This is a genomic window from Polaribacter sp. Asnod6-C07 (assembly GCF_045063625.1).
In the GTDB taxonomy this organism is placed as follows: Bacteria; Bacteroidota; Bacteroidia; order Flavobacteriales; family Flavobacteriaceae; genus Polaribacter; species Polaribacter vadi_A.
This window is the reverse complement of record NZ_JBEFOF010000005.1, coordinates 512,515-529,014: the sequence shown is the minus strand read 5'-3', so window position 1 is coordinate 529,014 and position 16,500 is coordinate 512,515. Positions and strand designations below refer to the sequence as shown.

At 28.9% G+C, this 16,500-nt stretch carries 9 protein-coding genes; 3 read left to right on the top strand and 6 right to left on the bottom strand.

Annotation, left to right across the window (positions count from 1 at the left end):
- Positions 1 to 244: 244 nt before the first annotated feature.
- The gene (gene kdsA, locus ACJJVK_RS02305) at positions 245 to 1,063 is read right to left on the bottom strand and encodes a 3-deoxy-8-phosphooctulonate synthase (RefSeq protein WP_405562722.1); all 819 of its coding nucleotides are present in this window, start codon (positions 1,061 to 1,063) and stop codon (positions 245 to 247) included.
- A gap of 69 nt (positions 1,064 to 1,132) precedes the next feature.
- On the opposite strand from kdsA, the gene ACJJVK_RS02300 reads away from it, so the two are divergent.
- From ACJJVK_RS02300 to ACJJVK_RS02290, 3 genes are read left to right on the top strand one after another with little or no spacing between them, the layout of a single operon-like run.
- A complete protein-coding gene (locus ACJJVK_RS02300; protein WP_405562719.1) occupies positions 1,133 to 2,167 on the top strand; it encodes a M28 family peptidase in 1,035 nt (344 codons plus the stop codon).
- A gap of 14 nt (positions 2,168 to 2,181) precedes the next feature.
- A complete protein-coding gene (locus ACJJVK_RS02295) occupies positions 2,182 to 2,703 on the top strand; it encodes a DUF4136 domain-containing protein (protein ID WP_405562717.1) in 522 nt (173 codons plus the stop codon).
- A gap of 5 nt (positions 2,704 to 2,708) precedes the next feature.
- A complete protein-coding gene (locus ACJJVK_RS02290; RefSeq protein WP_405562715.1) occupies positions 2,709 to 3,065 on the top strand; it encodes a TfoX/Sxy family protein in 357 nt (118 codons plus the stop codon).
- Between the two features lie 2 nt (positions 3,066 to 3,067).
- On the opposite strand, the gene ACJJVK_RS02285 is transcribed toward ACJJVK_RS02290, so the two are convergent.
- The 5 genes from ACJJVK_RS02285 to ACJJVK_RS02265 all read right to left on the bottom strand — a co-directional run bounded on the left by ACJJVK_RS02285 (position 3,068) and on the right by ACJJVK_RS02265 (position 16,380).
- Entirely contained in the window at positions 3,068 to 4,147 is a 1,080-nt protein-coding gene (locus ACJJVK_RS02285) for a nucleotidyltransferase family protein (RefSeq protein WP_405562712.1), read from the bottom strand.
- A 118-nt stretch (positions 4,148 to 4,265) separates the two neighbouring features.
- A complete protein-coding gene (locus ACJJVK_RS02280) occupies positions 4,266 to 4,445 on the bottom strand; it encodes a hypothetical protein (protein ID WP_215992941.1) in 180 nt (59 codons plus the stop codon).
- 26 nt (positions 4,446 to 4,471) lie between these two features.
- Positions 4,472 to 8,857: a DUF6923 family protein gene (locus ACJJVK_RS02275; protein ID WP_405562709.1), complete on the bottom strand. Its 4,386-nt coding sequence runs from the start codon at positions 8,855 to 8,857 to the stop codon at positions 4,472 to 4,474.
- A gap of 333 nt (positions 8,858 to 9,190) precedes the next feature.
- Positions 9,191 to 9,637 (bottom strand): hypothetical protein, encoded by a 447-nt coding sequence (locus tag ACJJVK_RS02270; protein ID WP_215992943.1) that lies wholly within the window; start codon positions 9,635 to 9,637, stop codon positions 9,191 to 9,193.
- Between the two features lie 101 nt (positions 9,638 to 9,738).
- Complete coding sequence (locus ACJJVK_RS02265) at positions 9,739 to 16,380, bottom strand: MG2 domain-containing protein (RefSeq protein WP_405562704.1); 6,642 nt, start codon at positions 16,378 to 16,380, stop codon at positions 9,739 to 9,741.
- Positions 16,381 to 16,500: the final 120 nt, after the last annotated feature.

The window sequence follows — 16,500 nt, the reverse complement described above, 5'->3', positions numbered from 1 at the left end:
TAAGAAATCAAATATTGTGCCTTTTCTGCAAGGTTGCTTTAAAAACTTCTAGGTTTTCTGTTTTAAAGAATAAATGCCTACAAGGTTTTGCAAACCTTGCAGGATATATGTTTCTGTTTTATTGAATTGAGTGAGCGCGTTAAGGATTGAGTGGTCTGTTTGAGCTCTTTTTTCTTTTTCAGAAAAAAAGCGAGTAGCGAAAGCCTGTTAAAACGCCCAAAAACTATTTTAAAATAAATTGTATTTATAAACTATTAATCGTTTTACGAATTGTAACCAAATTACTTAAAAGACCTTCTAAATTGTCTAAATGTAACATATTTGCGCCATCAGATTTTGCGTTTGCAGGGTCAAAATGGGTTTCTATAAATAAACCATCAACATTATTTACAACTCCAGCTCTTGCAATGGTTTCTATCATTTCTGGTCTTCCACCTGTAACACCTGCAGTTTGATTTGGTTGTTGTAAAGAATGGGTTACATCTAAAACAGTAGGTGCAAATTCGCGCATTTCTGGAATTCCTCTAAAATCTACAATCATATCTTGGTAACCAAACATGGTGCCTCTATCTGTAATCCAAGCTTTGTTAGAGCCTGCATCTTTTACTTTTTGTACAGCGTGTTTCATGGCTGCAGGACTCATAAATTGTCCTTTTTTTAAGTTGACCACTTTTCCTGTTTTTGCAGCAGCAACTACCAAATCTGTTTGACGAACTAAAAACGCAGGAATTTGCAAAACATCTACATATTCAGCAGCCTTTGCAGCATCAGAAACTTCGTGAATATCTGTAACTGTAGGTACATTAAATGTTTCTGAAACTTTACGTAAAATCTTTAATGCTTTTTCATCTCCAATTCCTGTAAAACTATCAATTCTACTTCTGTTTGCTTTTTTAAAACTTCCTTTAAAAATGTAAGGTATTTCTAATTTATCAGTAATAGTAATTACTTTTTCAGCAATTCTTAACGCCATTTCTTCGCCTTCAATTGCACAAGGCCCACAAAGCAAAAAGAAATTATTAGCATTTGTATGTTTTATATTCGGAATTTCAGATAATATCATTTGTAAAATTTTACACAAAAATAAGCATTTAAATTAGTTATATTTATGCTTTAAAATATTAGAAATATTATGACGAAAGCATTTAAAATATTAGTTGTATTAGGATTGTTTTTATTGAGCAACTGCAAAATAGCTGTTAAAGGAAATGATGGTAAAGATGGTGTAGATGGAGCATCAGCAGAAAAAACTAGCAATTTAAAAAAGGAAGTTTTACCATTTTTTATTGATTCTGCAACAGTGAAAAAACACTTATACACATTAGCTTCTGATGATATGGAAGGTAGAAAATCTGGTACAAAAGGTATAGAAAAAGCTGCACAATATATAGAAAATGAGTATAAAAAAATTGGTTTAACCACTTTTAATGGTTTAGATTCTTACAGGCAAACTTTTAATTTTACACCAAGAAGAAGTAAAGAAGAAATTACAAGTGCAAATATTATTGGTGTTTTAGAGGGTAAAAGTAAAAAGGACGAATATGTATTAATTTCTGCACATTATGATCATTTAGGAATCAGAAAAAAAGAAGGCGAATTAGATAGTATTTATAATGGCGCAAATGATGATGCTTCTGGTGTAGCTGGTGTTTTAGCTTTGGCAGAATATTTTAAGAAAGTGGGTAATGAAAGAACTATTGTTTTTGCTGCTTTTACTGCAGAAGAAATGGGGTTAGTAGGTTCAAGTCATTTTGGAAAAGGAATTGATGCTAGTAAATTTGTAGCTGGTATTAATTTAGAAATGATTGGGAAAATACCAAGTTTTGGGCCAAATACAGCTTGGTTAACAGGTTTTGAAAGATCAGATTTTGGTAAAATAATTCAGAAAAATTTAGAAGGAACAGGTTATCAATTATTTCCTGATCCGTATAAAAAGTTTAATTTATTTTTTAGATCAGATAATGCTTCTTTGGCTAGGTTAGGGGTACCTTCTCATACTTTTTCTACAACACCTATTGATGTAGATAAAGATTACCATAAAGCTTCAGACGAAGTAGAATCTTTAAATATGACAGTAATTACGCAAACTATTCAGGCAGTTGCAAAAGGTACTGCAAGTATTATTAATGGAAAAGATACTCCAACAAGAGTAGTGTTAGAAGAGTAATAATAACAGTTTAAATGAAGTATATTAAGTTTCTTTTTTTGTTTTTATTGATGAGTTGCTCATCATCTAAAGTGATAGCAGATTACGACTCTGAAATCGATTTTAATAACTTTAAAACCTATAATTTTTTCGAAGATTTAGGTAAAGGATTAAACGAGTTAGATATAAAAAGAGTTTTATCAACTTTAAATACAGAGCTTAATAAAAAAGGATTAACGCAAAATGATAATCCTGATTTTTATATCAATACAATTGCTAATTATTCAGAAGCTCAGAACTCTAATTCTATAGGAATTGGTATTGGTTCTGGAAATAGAAATGGTGGTTTTGGAATTTCTGGAGGAATACCTATAGGAAGTAAAAAATTAAATGAAGAATTCATAATTGAGTTTGTAAATGCTAAAACCAATGCAATTATTTGGGAAGGGATTTTAAATTCTACCATTAAAGAAAAACGAGAGACAGAAGAGAAAGAATTACATTTTAAAAATATTATCAGCAAAATTTTAACCCAATATCCTCCAAAAAAACAATAAACTAAATGGCTTATAATGAGTTTTTAGCAGATAGAATTGCGCAGTTTTTTATAGATAAAAAGGTTTCTTTTAATGAAAAAAAGATGTTTGGTGGCACTTGTTTTATGATAAATGATAAAATGTGTGTAGGTGTTATGAAAGATGAAATTATGGCAAGAATTCATCCTGATAAATATGAAGAATCTCTAAAAAAGGAAGGTTGTAAAGAAATGAACTTTACAGGTATAACAATGAAAGGGTATGTTTTTTTATCTGTGGATGCTTATGATTTAGAGGTTGATTTACATTATTGGTTGCAATTGGCCTTAGATTTTAATCCGCTTGCAAAAGCGAGCAAAAAGAAAAAGGTTATAAAAAAATAAAATTAAGCTGCCATTTTTTTAAGTTTTAACCTTATTAATAAATCATTAATAAGCCAATTTCTATATTCTTTATGTGAAATTGTTTTTAATATAAAATCTCTTTTTCTGATAAGATATAGCTTCAATTTAATCTTCTTATAATCTTTTTTACGTTTTTTTTCATCAACTAAATACAAGTTAAAATCTTCTAAATACTGTTCTATTTCTGAGTTAGACTCGTAAGTTAGTGAGTCAATCTTATTAAATGTTTGATAGCATGAGGCTAAAAAACAATTCAAAGGATGTTTTAAGTGATAGAATTGTTGAAAAGCTTTTTTAGCATTTGTTTTTTTTGATAATAAATATGCATCATAGGCGTGTTTTAAAGTAAGGTTTTTTATATAATAACCATCATCATTTATCTGATTAGAAAGTATAGATAAAGACAATTGATGGTCGTAGTTTAAAACAGTTATATCATTAATTTTAATACAGTTTTTTTCAATAAGATTAAAATTAAATTCGTCTGCAAATTTTTGAATTAAAACCTCTTTATGAATTTCTACAGGAGCTACACAATCTTTTTTATGTAATCTTGGGTGGTGTCTGAATACAGGTGAATGATGTTTAAATTTATTTACTTTAGTGTAACCAAATTTCTTAACTAAGATAATTGCCTTGATGTAATTTTCTTTAGAAACTATAAAATCAATATCAGCAATCATTCTTTCTGCAATATCATCATAAATATCTTGAAAAAGACTTCCTACACCTTTCAAAAAAATTGGTGTAATATTATTCTCAATTAAAAGTTTATTTAATTCTTTAGCCTGTTTTAAAATTTCTAAATTTCTATCGAGATTTAATTGTGTAATGTGTTGCATAAAATCAACTAAATCTGATGGTAAATAACTAAGAAGATTGGCTTTTTTAAGATTGCAGTATAAAGCAGGGAAAACATAGTGACTTGTGCTTAGTTTTACAACTGCTTCCCAATTAATAGCTTCGTTTTTTAACTGATTTTTTATAATTTCTAGATTATGTTTTTCTCGGTTAATGGTTAAGCATTTACCAATAAAAAACAGCGTTTCTTTATAGTTCATAATCTAATATTTTAGAAACAGTTGTAATCATTTTGTTTGGTTATCGGTTTTTTTTAATCCTAGTTTTAGAATATTTTAAAAAAAGCACCTCATTTTTAGGAGGCGCTTTTTATAATTTTTATGAACCCCAATCATCACCAGGTGTAGCTGGGCCACCACTAAAAGCTTGTACTTTTTTTGGGTTTAAAACTACATAAGTGCCTAATGCAGTTAAAGCTGCATATTTACTATATTTACCGAGTTTTTTTAATGCTTCTTTTCTTGTAATTTCTTTAGATTTTTGTTCTGAATTTTTCATTATTAAATTTTAAAAAAGTTAGGGGATTAATTGATGATTATCTTTTTTGATAATTGTATTTCATTATCATCTAAATTTACAATATAAATACCTTTAGATAGTTTTGGAAGTTTTATTGTAGTTAAACCAGTTGATGTAATTTTAGTATTTAATACTTGTTTGCCATCTATTGCATACATTTTAATTTCTGCATTTTTAGTTTGTAAACCTGCAATAGTTAAAATGTTTTTTGATGAATTATAGATATTTATATAGTCTGTATTTACACTAATATCATCTGTACTTAAAACACTGTTTGTAGTGGTATGTATATAAAAACGACCAATACCATTTAAAGAAGCATTTAAAGTGATTTTAAAATCTTCTAGACTTAAATTTGTAAAAGTATTGTTTTCTCTATCTTCTAAATAAACATTTATGTCTGAAGGTAGGTTATTTATTTCTGCATTGATGGTAATTTCTTCGCCTAGAGCAGCAGTTATTCCTACAGGTACAACCATGTTTTCATAATCAGAATTTGGTAATGATTGTACTTGAAATTTTACACCTTGAAACTCTACATTTGAATTGCTACTTAATAAATGGGTATAAATATCTAAAGGATTTGCAATTCCATGAAAAGTTCTACCATCTAAACCATTATCAAACTCTGTAGTAGCATTTTGATTATAGTATATTTTAGCAACTCTATTTTTATTACCATCAGTCATATTTAAAATAATTTCTGATTTTGCTGTTTTTTGAAAACTACCAGAACACGAATGACATCTAACATTTTTATTAATTGTAATATTTGTGTTGTTTCTAGCTTTTACTAAAAACCCTTGAGTTGGAGCAGCAATAAAATCATCAGCACCAACATAAACTTCATAATTGTCTTCTTGTTGATTCCATACCCAAACAGCTTCCATTACTAAATCAGAAGTATTGTCTTGTAATAAGTCTTGAGTGCTAATATTTGTAGAGTAAGGATTAGAGATTAAATTGTAACCACAACCTGTGTTTAAAACAGGTATTGTAACATTTTCTGTATTTAAAGTTCCTGTAAAAGTTAAAGGTTCTTCTGTATTATCTCTTTTTATAGAATAACCAACACCAGGTGTAGCATTCAATGAACCACCTGTTTGTAAATAGCTCCATGAATCTGTAGGTGTAAGATATTCTGCAATTGCTATATCTGTATTTAAGGTTGGTATATTGTTAGCTGTAACAAACTCATCATTAAAAGTATGACCATTAAGTGGAGATCCCATTAAGTACCAGTTTGTAGAAGTGGTTTCTCTTTCTTGCCTAACTCTACCAGAACAAGAAGATAAAGAATTAAATCTTGCACCAGATTTTATTTTTAGAGATTTTAAATTTACTGGGCTATAAGATGTTGGGTAATTTGTAACTCCTGTATTTGGTATTGTTACATTGTCGCAATATAAATTTTTATGTGTATTATTTTTCCAATTGCTACGTTTATGAAAGTCTTCACTATCATTACCAACCCAAACATTTTTTATAGGTGCTTCTCCACAACCTCTTAATCCTCTTGTACCTGAAGGATTAGAGTTAGTTTGTTTAAACCTTGTACTTGGGTTAGACCAACCAGAACTTGTACCTGAGCTAAAAAACTGATTGTCATTTTCGTAATCTTTAATACTTAAATTACAATTTCTAGTTTCTACACCTCCACCAGACCAAGAATCTCCTGGATCTGTTGCTGTTAATTCACCAAACATATCATAAACAGTACCACCAGAAGTTGTAATGTTTGATAGTATAATGGTGTCATCACCATCAAAATTAAAATCATGTTCTATAAAAGTAACGTCTGTAAGTTCATTTTCTGTTAAATAATCTTCAATTTCAGAAGAACCAACAACTAAAACCTCACCACCAGAAAGTGTACCAGAAGAAATGGTTAAAGCATTAGAGTAATTTGCACTATTACCTTCTGTTGCAATATTTATACAAACATTATTGTTAGAAAAATTAAATGTCCCTGTTGTTGGGTTAAAAATTTCTATACCTCTTGGTGCTGTACCAGAATCAGATTCTATATACTGACTAATAATAAGTGTAGAAGTGTTTGCTGTAGAGGTAGAAACAGATAATAAAGCTTGCTGAACTTCAGTAGCGCAAGGATTTGAATTACCTATAACTATATAATAAGTTGTGTTATCTAAACCACTAACTACTTCTATATCTAAAGTTGCTGTATCTGCTCCTGAATATATACCTTGGTTTGTAATTGCTTCTCCACCATTTTCAGGATCACCAATATACCATTGGTAGGTAATATTGTCATTATCATTCCCTGGGTTTCCATAAATAGGAGTACCACTATTATAAGAAGTTGCAGTTGAAGATTGACCAACTACTGTAAATGAAGCTGTTTCGTATTCTAGAACACTGCTATTAGAAGGAGAAGAAGTTATTTCTACTGTTTGTGCAATTGCTTCATAACCAGTAACACCATTATAACCTCCAGAACCGCCAGTCACCTGACCATTTGATTGGTTATAACTTGTTCCATCTAAAATTCCATCTCCATTAGCATCAATACCACCAGATTCAGTAACATCATAACAACCATCATTATCAGAATCTGTATCAAATGTATCAATAAGTCCATCACCATCAGTATCAGAACTCGATTCATTAGAATCTAATATTCCATCATTGTCATCATCTTCATCACAAGAATCAGAAATACCATCACCATCATTATCTGGGTTTCCAGAAGCTACTGAATCACAAGGATTAGCAATTAATTGTGCATTTTCAGTTTCTTCTAAATTATCATTATCTAAATGTGTTAATCTTACATAATATCTGTTTGTATATAAACCTGTAGCAGAACTTATAGTTAAAGTTGCAGTATTTGTGTTAGAATATACCCCAGTATCTGTTAAAGCAATGCCATCTGTATCTGGATTTCCTAAATACCATTGATAAATAATTCTAGCAGAAGCATTTCCTGGAGAATCGTAAACAGGACTTCCGTTTAAATAATTGGTTGCTTGCTCTGCTGTAGCTATTACTGAGAAAGAAGCAGTGCCACCAAAGCCAGTAGTATCATCTGATGGAGATGTAGTAATAGTCATTCTGTGAGCTTGGTTTTCTGAACCACTAGAACCATTGTATCCTCCAGATCCACCAGTTACTTTACCTTCAGAGTCAAAACCATTTCCATCTAACATTCCATCACCATCATTATCTACACCACCAGCTTCTACAACATCGTAATAACCATCTGCATCAGAATCTAAATCTTGAGAGTTAGGTGTACCATCATCGTCTGTATCTAAACAAACTTGGTTACCAGATAAATCTACACTTAAAACTTTTGCACCATCATTTGTGCTTGAAGCAGGGCCGTTTGAAAAAACGGTGGCTGTCAATCCATTTCTTAACTCCATTATATAAATATCACCTGTAGTGTTATTACTCATGTAAAAATTACCATCTAAAGTTGTATAAATTGCTCCATAATTACCTGATGGTAGGCCAGAAATATTCCCTTCAATTGTAGCAGTTTCGTTTGTAGTATCTATTTTATGAAGTTCATTAGAACTATTTTTTATACCATAAATATTTCCATCAGATGTGTTATATCCTAAATCAATTAAATTTCCACCTGATCTAGAAAAAGATGAAACTTCTGTTTTATAAGTTGGAGAATCTGGATCACCATCAAAAACTTGAACTAATGAAGGAGTAGCAGTTACATATTGTTTTTTAATTGGGTCATAAGCTCCAGAAACTGCAGAATCACTGATGTTTAAGGTATCAACAATGTTAAAGGTATAAGGGTCAACTAAAACTACTTGATTAGAACTTTTATTAATTGCCCAAAAATAACCATCATCTTCGTTTACAGTTACTCCGTTAATATAGTATGAAAGTGTTTGATGCAGCGTAGAAACACCAGTATCTAAATCAACTAAATAAACATTCGTTGGGTTTCCTTGAAATAAGTAACCTTTTTCTGCATTTGGGAAACTAGTAACTGTGTTAGCACATGCTTCGTCTTCATCTAAAATACCATCATTATCATCATCTAAGTCACAGATATTGTTAACTCCATCACCATCAGTATCATTGGCAGTAGGTGTGCCTATAATAGCACCATCTGTACAAGGATCATTTTTGCCTATAAGACTTTTAAAGAAATTACTTTTCGAAGAAGGTTTTTCTTCTGAAATAGTTTCGTCTATTGTTTGAGCTTCGTTTTCTGAAGTTTTAGTAAAAACATTATTATACCATAATTCTGTATTTGTATCAGAATTTAAAATAGTGTTTTCAGTAAAATTTGAAAAATCATTTTGAAGATTATTCTCATTTAAGTTATTTAATTGAGCATGTAAAGAAAAAGACATAACGTTAATAATAACGAAAAGTATAATGTTGGGGGACTTCATAAGTATTTAATTTAGTAGTTTTTTTAATTCATTTATTAATGTTGATAATTTTATTATAAATTATAAATACGTTGATAATTAGTCTATCACAGAAATTTCTGGATATTACTAATTGTTTGTAAATAAGCTAGTTATTGTTTTGCTAGTTATTTATGTAAAATGTTGTGAAAATGTTTGTTGTAAACTAAGATTAGAGAAAATCTGATAGTAAAAAAGAAAGAAATCATATTATTTGTTTTGGGGGTTAAACTAAAATACAAGACGAATATATGTAAAAAAAATAAGAATTACTTAAAAATGTTAAATAATTCTTATTTTTTTTATTGAATGTGCTTAAAATTGGTATCTAACTGATAATGCTACATTTGAGTTTAAACCATCTAAACCACCAGCAAAACCTATTTCTGGTCTGTAATCGATAGATAATAAGATTGGTGCATTAAAATCATATTCTAGACCAATAACTCCAGAACCATAAATACCTGTTCCGTTTGCAGAAACAATTCCACCACCAGCACCTGCGTACCAGTTTAATTGGTCTTCTAGACTCCAAACCCATTCATATAATCCAGTTGCTTTAAAGTTAGAGAATTCATTAGCTAAACCTAAATCAATTTCTAATCTATTGTTACTTCCTAAAGCTTTTTGATAAGAAATTTCTCCTCCTACACCATCTCCACCACCAAAACGTAAACCAATAGCATTGTCAGAAATACTTTGTGCGTTCATAGAGATTACAGACGCGAATAATAAACCAATTGATAAGATATATTTTTTCATAATATTAGTATTATTTTAAAATTAATAATGATGCAAATCTAAATTTAATAGTTTTACTTTTTTAACTCATATGAATAAGATATTGTTAAAATCGATAAAAATTAATTCTCAATCTTTAAACGTATACCATCTGAGTGGCTACTAAATTCTGGTGCATACATACTTTGTATGGTAGAGATACCATTGCTAAAATTACCAGCGTTATTTACTCTAACATCATATTCAAAAACATATACACCTTTTGGTAGTCTATCAAAAAAGAAATTGGTAGCAGCATCTTTTGTGCTTTCATAATACCCTAAATTGTCTTGCCATTTGTATTTAGAAAGTACATTTATAGGTTCTACACCAGAAGCTCTCATATCTTTTAAATGAATAAATTCCATATTTCTGTCTGAGCTTAATTCAATTCTTACTGTAATTAAATCTCCAACTTTTAAATGTGTTTTATCAGTAATTTCTTTTAGTTCTTTACCAGTATCAGAATTTACTTTTAGGAATAGTTTTTTCTTTAATTTTAAGGGTGTTTCTGCGGATGTAATTTTGTCTAAATCTTCAAAATATTGCCAATATAAACCACCCCAAGCAATACCATTATTTTTTTTACTGATGGTAACAGTTGCCATTTCTGGAGTAATTTCACTACCATTCCAAGAAGTTTTAAAATAACCAGTTCCAGCTTCAATTTTTGCATCATCCAACTTTGTTGGGTCCATTTTTCGATTTCCGATTTTTATATCTACTAGTTCAGTAGTAGAAATCCAGTTACTGCCATTTAAAAGTAAAGCATAAACAGCTTCTGTTGTTGCTTTTGTGGTTTTCCATCTGTTAGTTTGCTTGTTTTTTAGCAACCAAATTTTTAAATTATCATTAGTTTTTTCATCATTTTTAATTTCAGAAAAGGTTTCTATTAATAAAGAATGTGTTTCTACAGGTGCTTGATAAAAGTAATAACCAGCAGTATTATTTTTCCAATACATACCCAATTCATCAGAAATAATAGCGTTTTCTTTTAACGATTTTAAAATTTTATTGGCTATTGTTTTTTTATCATTTCTAAATAATGATAAAGCAATTTGTCCTTTTGCATACAAATTATAGTCTTTCCAATAGGTAACTGTTTGCTTTTGATAGTAATTAAAAGCGGTTTTAAGATTGTCATCCATAGAAAAATCAGCATAAAAACTACGCATATACAAGTATTGAATGGTAAAATAATTCAAGTTATTGTTTGATAAATAATCTTGATACGCTTTTTCTCCTTTCTTTTTTGTTTTTGCTTTTTGTTTTGCTTCTTCTGCTTTGTTTAATAGCTTTTTATATTGTTCTGCTATTTCATCATCTAAAAAATGAACAGCATTTTTAATCATATTTTCTGTTGATGAATTAAAATCGGTAACGCCCAATTTTTGTAAATGCCCAAAACCAGTGGCAATATGTTGGGTTATAAAATTACTTTCGTGACTACTGCCTTTAAACCAAGGAAACCCTCCAGAATTCATTTGAATATCTTCTAGTTTGCGAATTGCTTTTTCTTGTTCATTTTTCATTTTATTTAAATCGAACAATAAAGCAATGCGTTTCTTTTGCTCGGTTTCTGATTCAGCATCTCTTAACCAAGGTGTTTCTTGAATAATTAAAGATTTTAATTCTTGATTTTTTTCTAAGTTCGATAAAAGCGCATCCGAAGATTTCCAAGCATTAAAAACTTCTTGAATTTTAGGATTAGAATTTGCGACAAAACTTGCTAAAGTATTTGCATAATATCTTGAAAAAGTTTGCTCTGCACACTCATAAGGATATTCCATTAAATAAGGCAAACTTTGAATTGCGTACCAAACAGGATTTGACGTTATCTCTAAAGTCAACTTATGATTTTTTAAGGTTGATGAGGTGTTGTTTTTCAATTTATCTAACGTAAAAGTTTTGGTTTGATTAGAACGAACCCACATTGGTAATGTCTCTGTAACTAACATTCTGTTCGTTAAAACTGGTAATACATTTTGTTCTCCATCAGAAAAATCACCAGCTTTTGCAACAATTTTATACTGTACAGTTTGTATGTTTTCTGGTATTGCTAAATGCCAAGATACGTTAGTATTGCCATCTTTGTCTACAATAAAATTTTTGTTAGCATTTTTGTTTTGTAACTCTGTATTAATTTCTTTTCCAGAAATACCATCCGTTAAAATTAGTTTTGCAAAACCACTTAATTGGTTATTTGTTAAGTTGGTAATTTTTGCACTGAATGTAATTGTATCTTTTTCTCTTAAAAAACGAGGTGCATTAGGTACAACCATTAACTCTTTTTGGGTAATAGTTTGCATTGTTTTTGATGCATATTTTACATCAGTAGTATGTGCTAGTAATTGCAATTTCCAACGAGTTAAAGCTTCTGGCATCGTAAAAGAAAAACTTACTTTACCATTTTTATCTGTTTTTAATTGCGGATAAAAGAAAGCTGTTTCTTTAAAGTTTTTACGTGCTTTAACATTGCTTAACTCTTTATCTAGTTTTGCTTGTCCTTCTTTTGTGTTGATAATTACAACTCCGTTTGAAGCTCTAGAGCCATAAAGAGCAGTTGCTGAGGCATCTTTTAAAATATTAATCTGTGCAATATCATTGGCACTTAAATCAGGGTTTTCTACAATAACACCATCTACAATATACAATGGTGCTTTGTTGTTGTTGTTTAAAGAACTCGCTCCCCTTAGAGTTATATTATCACCATTTTTAGATATTGAATCGCCTGAAGTAAATCCATTTAAAGCAGTAACCTCTTCTGAAATTGTTTCAGCTTCAATTTCATCAGCACGAATTACAGAAACAGCACTAGTTACTGATTTCTTTTTTTTGGTTCCATAACCTATAACTACTATTTCATCTAAATCTTCTAAATTTTCTGCTAAAGAAACATTTAATGTAGAGAAATTTTCGGCTTTAATTTCTATGGATTGATATCCTAAGTAGCTAAAAATTAAAACATCATCTTTTTTAGCAGTTATTCTGTATTCACCATCAAAATTGCTAATGGTTATATTTTTTGTGCCTTTAATTAAAATGTTAACACCAGCTAAAAGATGCCCTTTTTTATCAGAAACTCTTCCTTTTATAGTACCTGTAAATTCTCCGGATTTAACATAGGTAGATTTTTCTTTTTCTTCTTGAAATTTAAGGGCTATCTTGTTTAAATACTGTTGATTAACCCATCTGTTATTTCTAAAACTAAAACCAAACCAATTGTAAGTTGTGTTTTTTATTGATGGAAAATTATAATAATTCCTTTGATTATTTTTTATGTAAAAATTTGAATTCCCAAAACTTTTATATGCGCTGCTAGAACTATAAGAATAATATTTAGGTTTATTAGGTGTTGGGTTAAAACTCCAATGATGTGTTTTAAATTCATCTAAAGAAGCATCATACATAGAGGCTAAAACTTCTGCAGCAATAGCATCGTTTTTATCATCTTTTATGGTAAAACTCCAAGTTTCTTCTTGGCCAGGTTGTAATTTATCTCTAAAAATATTTGTGGTAATACCAATGTTGTTTTTAGGCGGATATGGAACATTAATTAACAGATTTCCGCTTTTAAAATAGTTATAATTTAGAAAGTGATATTTAATTGCAAAACCACCAATATCTTCTTTGTTTATCGGAATTTGAATTGTTTTGACATTATTGTTTAATTGTATAAATTTTGTGTCTATTATTTTATGATTTTTTTCAATTTGTACAACTACAGTCATGTTTTTAGAAGCAGAACCTAATTGCAGTTCAACATTATCATTAATAGTATAATTTGCTTTAATATTACTGATAGTAAACAATTGATTGTCTGAAACTTTACTTTCTTTTGATGAAAAAAGAGTAATAATTTTTTCGTCTTTAACATCTTGCCCAAATTTGTCTTTACTTTCTAGAAAGATGATGTGTTTTCCAGAAATCCAATTTTGCGTGTTGTTTAGAATAATTTCTTTAGAGTTTTCTGTGTTAAAATCCGCAGCAAATACTTGTTTTCCTTTTTGCCAATTTTTAGCATCAGTTTCATCCTTTAAATAAGAATCGTTTGGAAATAAAGTTCTAAACGTATTTTCAGAAATATCTTGATAATCTGGAGCAGGCCAAGGTCTTTTTCTTAACGGATTTTTAGGTGCTTGTAATTTATATATTTTAATGGTTCCTTTGGCAGCAACAAATTCATCATTTAAATTTTTTGTATCAATTTTTAAAATGGTTTCTTTTTCGTTTTTATCAATTTTGTCATCCACAGAAAAAGAAGCTATTAAAGAATGATACCCAACTTTAATAATTGAGGTCGCTGAGCGACTTTCGCCATTAACATCTGTAACATCCGCAGTTATTTCGTAGCTAAAAATTGGTAAACTTTCTTTAGAAACATTTTCATCAGGCAAAGCCTTAAACTGTATTGAAAAATTACCTAAATGATCTGTAATACTTTCTCCATTTGTAATTTCTTGAGAACTTGAATATGAATTTGGATTTCGCCAATAATACCAACTAGGGTATTGCACTTTTCTATGAACTCTATACACTACTTTTGCATCAGTAATATTGGCACCAGAAAATGCTTTTGCAAAACCATTTACAGTTACAGAATCATTAATTTTATAACTTTCAGTTACTGGTTTAAAATCAGTTTCAAATTTTGGTCTTTTGTATTCTTCAACAGAAATTTGTTTATAACTATCTTCAAAATAAACATTTTCACGATCATAAAATTTACTTTTAGATTTGGAACTTTCATCCACTTCTATTTCAAACTCACCAGTTAAACCATTGTTAGGCAATATAAATTGTCCAGCTACAGAACCGAATTCATTTAATTTTAAATTTAGTTCTTTAACAATTTGGTTATTTACATCTGTTAAGCTAATTGTTACATATTCGTTTTTTAAAACTGTAGATTCATCAGCTTGTTTTTTAATAGCAATTACTTTAAAGTATACAGTTTGTCCAGGTCTGTAAATACTCCTATCAGTAAAAATAAAAGGCTTTATGGATATTTCATCATCTGTTTCTATATTATCTTTAGTACTTTGATTTCGGAAATAATAACTACCAAAAATTGCAGCATCATTTTTTGTTTTTACAGAAATATCAACATTATTAGAATAGCTTTTGCTTTTAAAAGATGCGAATCCGTTTTTATCTGTAATTAGTTTTTTGTAAAAATACTGACCTTTAGTTCTTTGCTTATTGTTAAGATCTAATACTGCGTTTTCTATCGGTTTTCCTGTGTTTCTATCAACTACTTGATAATTGTATTTTTTATCAAAAGTATTTTCTATTAAAGTTAAATTGGTAACTTGAATAATAGACGTTCCATAAATTGACTTTTCATCTAAATTTTCATTTTCAGAAGCAACAATTAAATACATTCCGTTTTCTAATTTCGGAACAATTATTTCTGATGAATGTGCTAAATAATCACCTTTATTTCTTAATTGATGTTGCCAATTTTTATGTTTTTCAAGCTTTTTCAAAATAGCTTTTCTATCTTCTATTCTGTAGGTTTTATTAAAAGTTTCTTGCTGTTTTTCATTGATTTTATAACTCGTAAAAAAAAGTTTTTCTATATTTTTATAAGTAACTAAAATTCTAGAGTTTGTATTTATAGGGATGTATTTTTCTGATTGAATAGAAAGTGTTTTTGCTTCAATTTGCTTTTTTAATAGGATACATTTTTCTGCACCAAAGCTGTCATTAAATTTATTTATTATGTTTTCACAAATTTCTAAAGCTTGTATGTTTTTAGCGTTGTTTTTGTGAATTTTTGCAATTTCAAAAGCATATAGACCACTAGCTTTGTGGTTTGCAATTTGCTCTTGTGCGTTTTTAAAAGTTTGTAAAAATAAATCACTTTTATTCTTAAAAATTGCATGTTGTTTTATAAAGTTTAAACGTTCTATATCAATATTTACTAAGGCATTTTTATTGTTTGTTTTGATATGAAATGCAAGTAATTTCTGATAGATTTTTAAAGCATTTAATTGAAGTGATAAACTGTCTTTAGATGCAATTTTTAAGTTTTTAAAAGTATTTACATCGCTTAAAAAATCAGGATTATCAATTGTAAATTTGTAAGCAGGTCTTGTAATTGAATTTTCGGATGTTTTATAGAAATTAAGTGCGTTTTGTGCTAAGAAATCGAATAGAGTAGGTGTGTACTCTTTTGTTGTTTTTTGAATTTGAAGAATATCAGAAAAAGCTTCTATTTCTATTTTTTGAAGTGCTTTTTCATCATTTAAAGAAGCATTAAAATAGCCGTTAATTTCTCTAAATAAAGTGTCTAAATCCCAAGTTCTAAAATCATCAATATTAGATTTATTATTCGTTTTTGTTCGGTTATAAAATTTATATCTATTTTGATTGTAATATTGCCAATATAAATTTGCTAAAATATTTTCTAATACATTTCTGGTAGGAAAATTACTATTAGCAATTTGCTTTTTAAAACTATTAATAATTTTTAACTGGGCATCTTCCTCTAAAGTTAAAGCAAACTTACTTTTATAAAATAGCGATTTTATAATTTGAGGAGAATTGTTCTCTTTTTCTGCTTTTGCGTATATTTCTTCTACAATTTTTAAAGCAGATTTTGGTAAATCATCCACCTCAAATTTTTCAACTTCTAACCAGAGGTTGTCAAAACTATTTTGAGCAGATGTAATTGTAGAGAATAATATGAGCATTAATAAAGTAGTTGTAATTTTTTTCATAATCAATAGATTTAATGTTGTAAAGCACGTATAAATCATTTAGTAAAACAATTAATAATTAGTAAACTGTTATTTTGAGTTCGTAAAACTAATTTTTAGTTGAGTTTAGTTCTAAAGATA

Bases quoted from the DNA above. Each gene is read 5' to 3' on its own strand.
- ACJJVK_RS02270 (WP_215992943.1), bottom strand. From the start codon at position 9,637: ATGAAAAAATATATCTTATCAATTGGTTTATTATTCGCGTCTGTAATC.
- ACJJVK_RS02295 (WP_405562717.1), top strand. From the start codon at position 2,182: ATGAAGTATATTAAGTTTCTTTTTTTGTTTTTATTGATGAGTTGCTCA.
- ACJJVK_RS02300 (WP_405562719.1), top strand. From the start codon at position 1,133: ATGACGAAAGCATTTAAAATATTAGTTGTATTAGGATTGTTTTTATTG.
- ACJJVK_RS02265 (WP_405562704.1), bottom strand. From the start codon at position 16,380: ATGAAAAAAATTACAACTACTTTATTAATGCTCATATTATTCTCTACA.
- kdsA (WP_405562722.1), bottom strand. From the start codon at position 1,063: ATGATATTATCTGAAATTCCGAATATAAAACATACAAATGCTAATAAT.
- ACJJVK_RS02285 (WP_405562712.1), bottom strand. From the start codon at position 4,147: ATGAACTATAAAGAAACGCTGTTTTTTATTGGTAAATGCTTAACCATT.
- ACJJVK_RS02290 (WP_405562715.1), top strand. From the start codon at position 2,709: ATGGCTTATAATGAGTTTTTAGCAGATAGAATTGCGCAGTTTTTTATA.
- ACJJVK_RS02280 (WP_215992941.1), bottom strand. From the start codon at position 4,445: ATGAAAAATTCAGAACAAAAATCTAAAGAAATTACAAGAAAAGAAGCA.
- ACJJVK_RS02275 (WP_405562709.1), bottom strand. From the start codon at position 8,857: ATGAAGTCCCCCAACATTATACTTTTCGTTATTATTAACGTTATGTCT.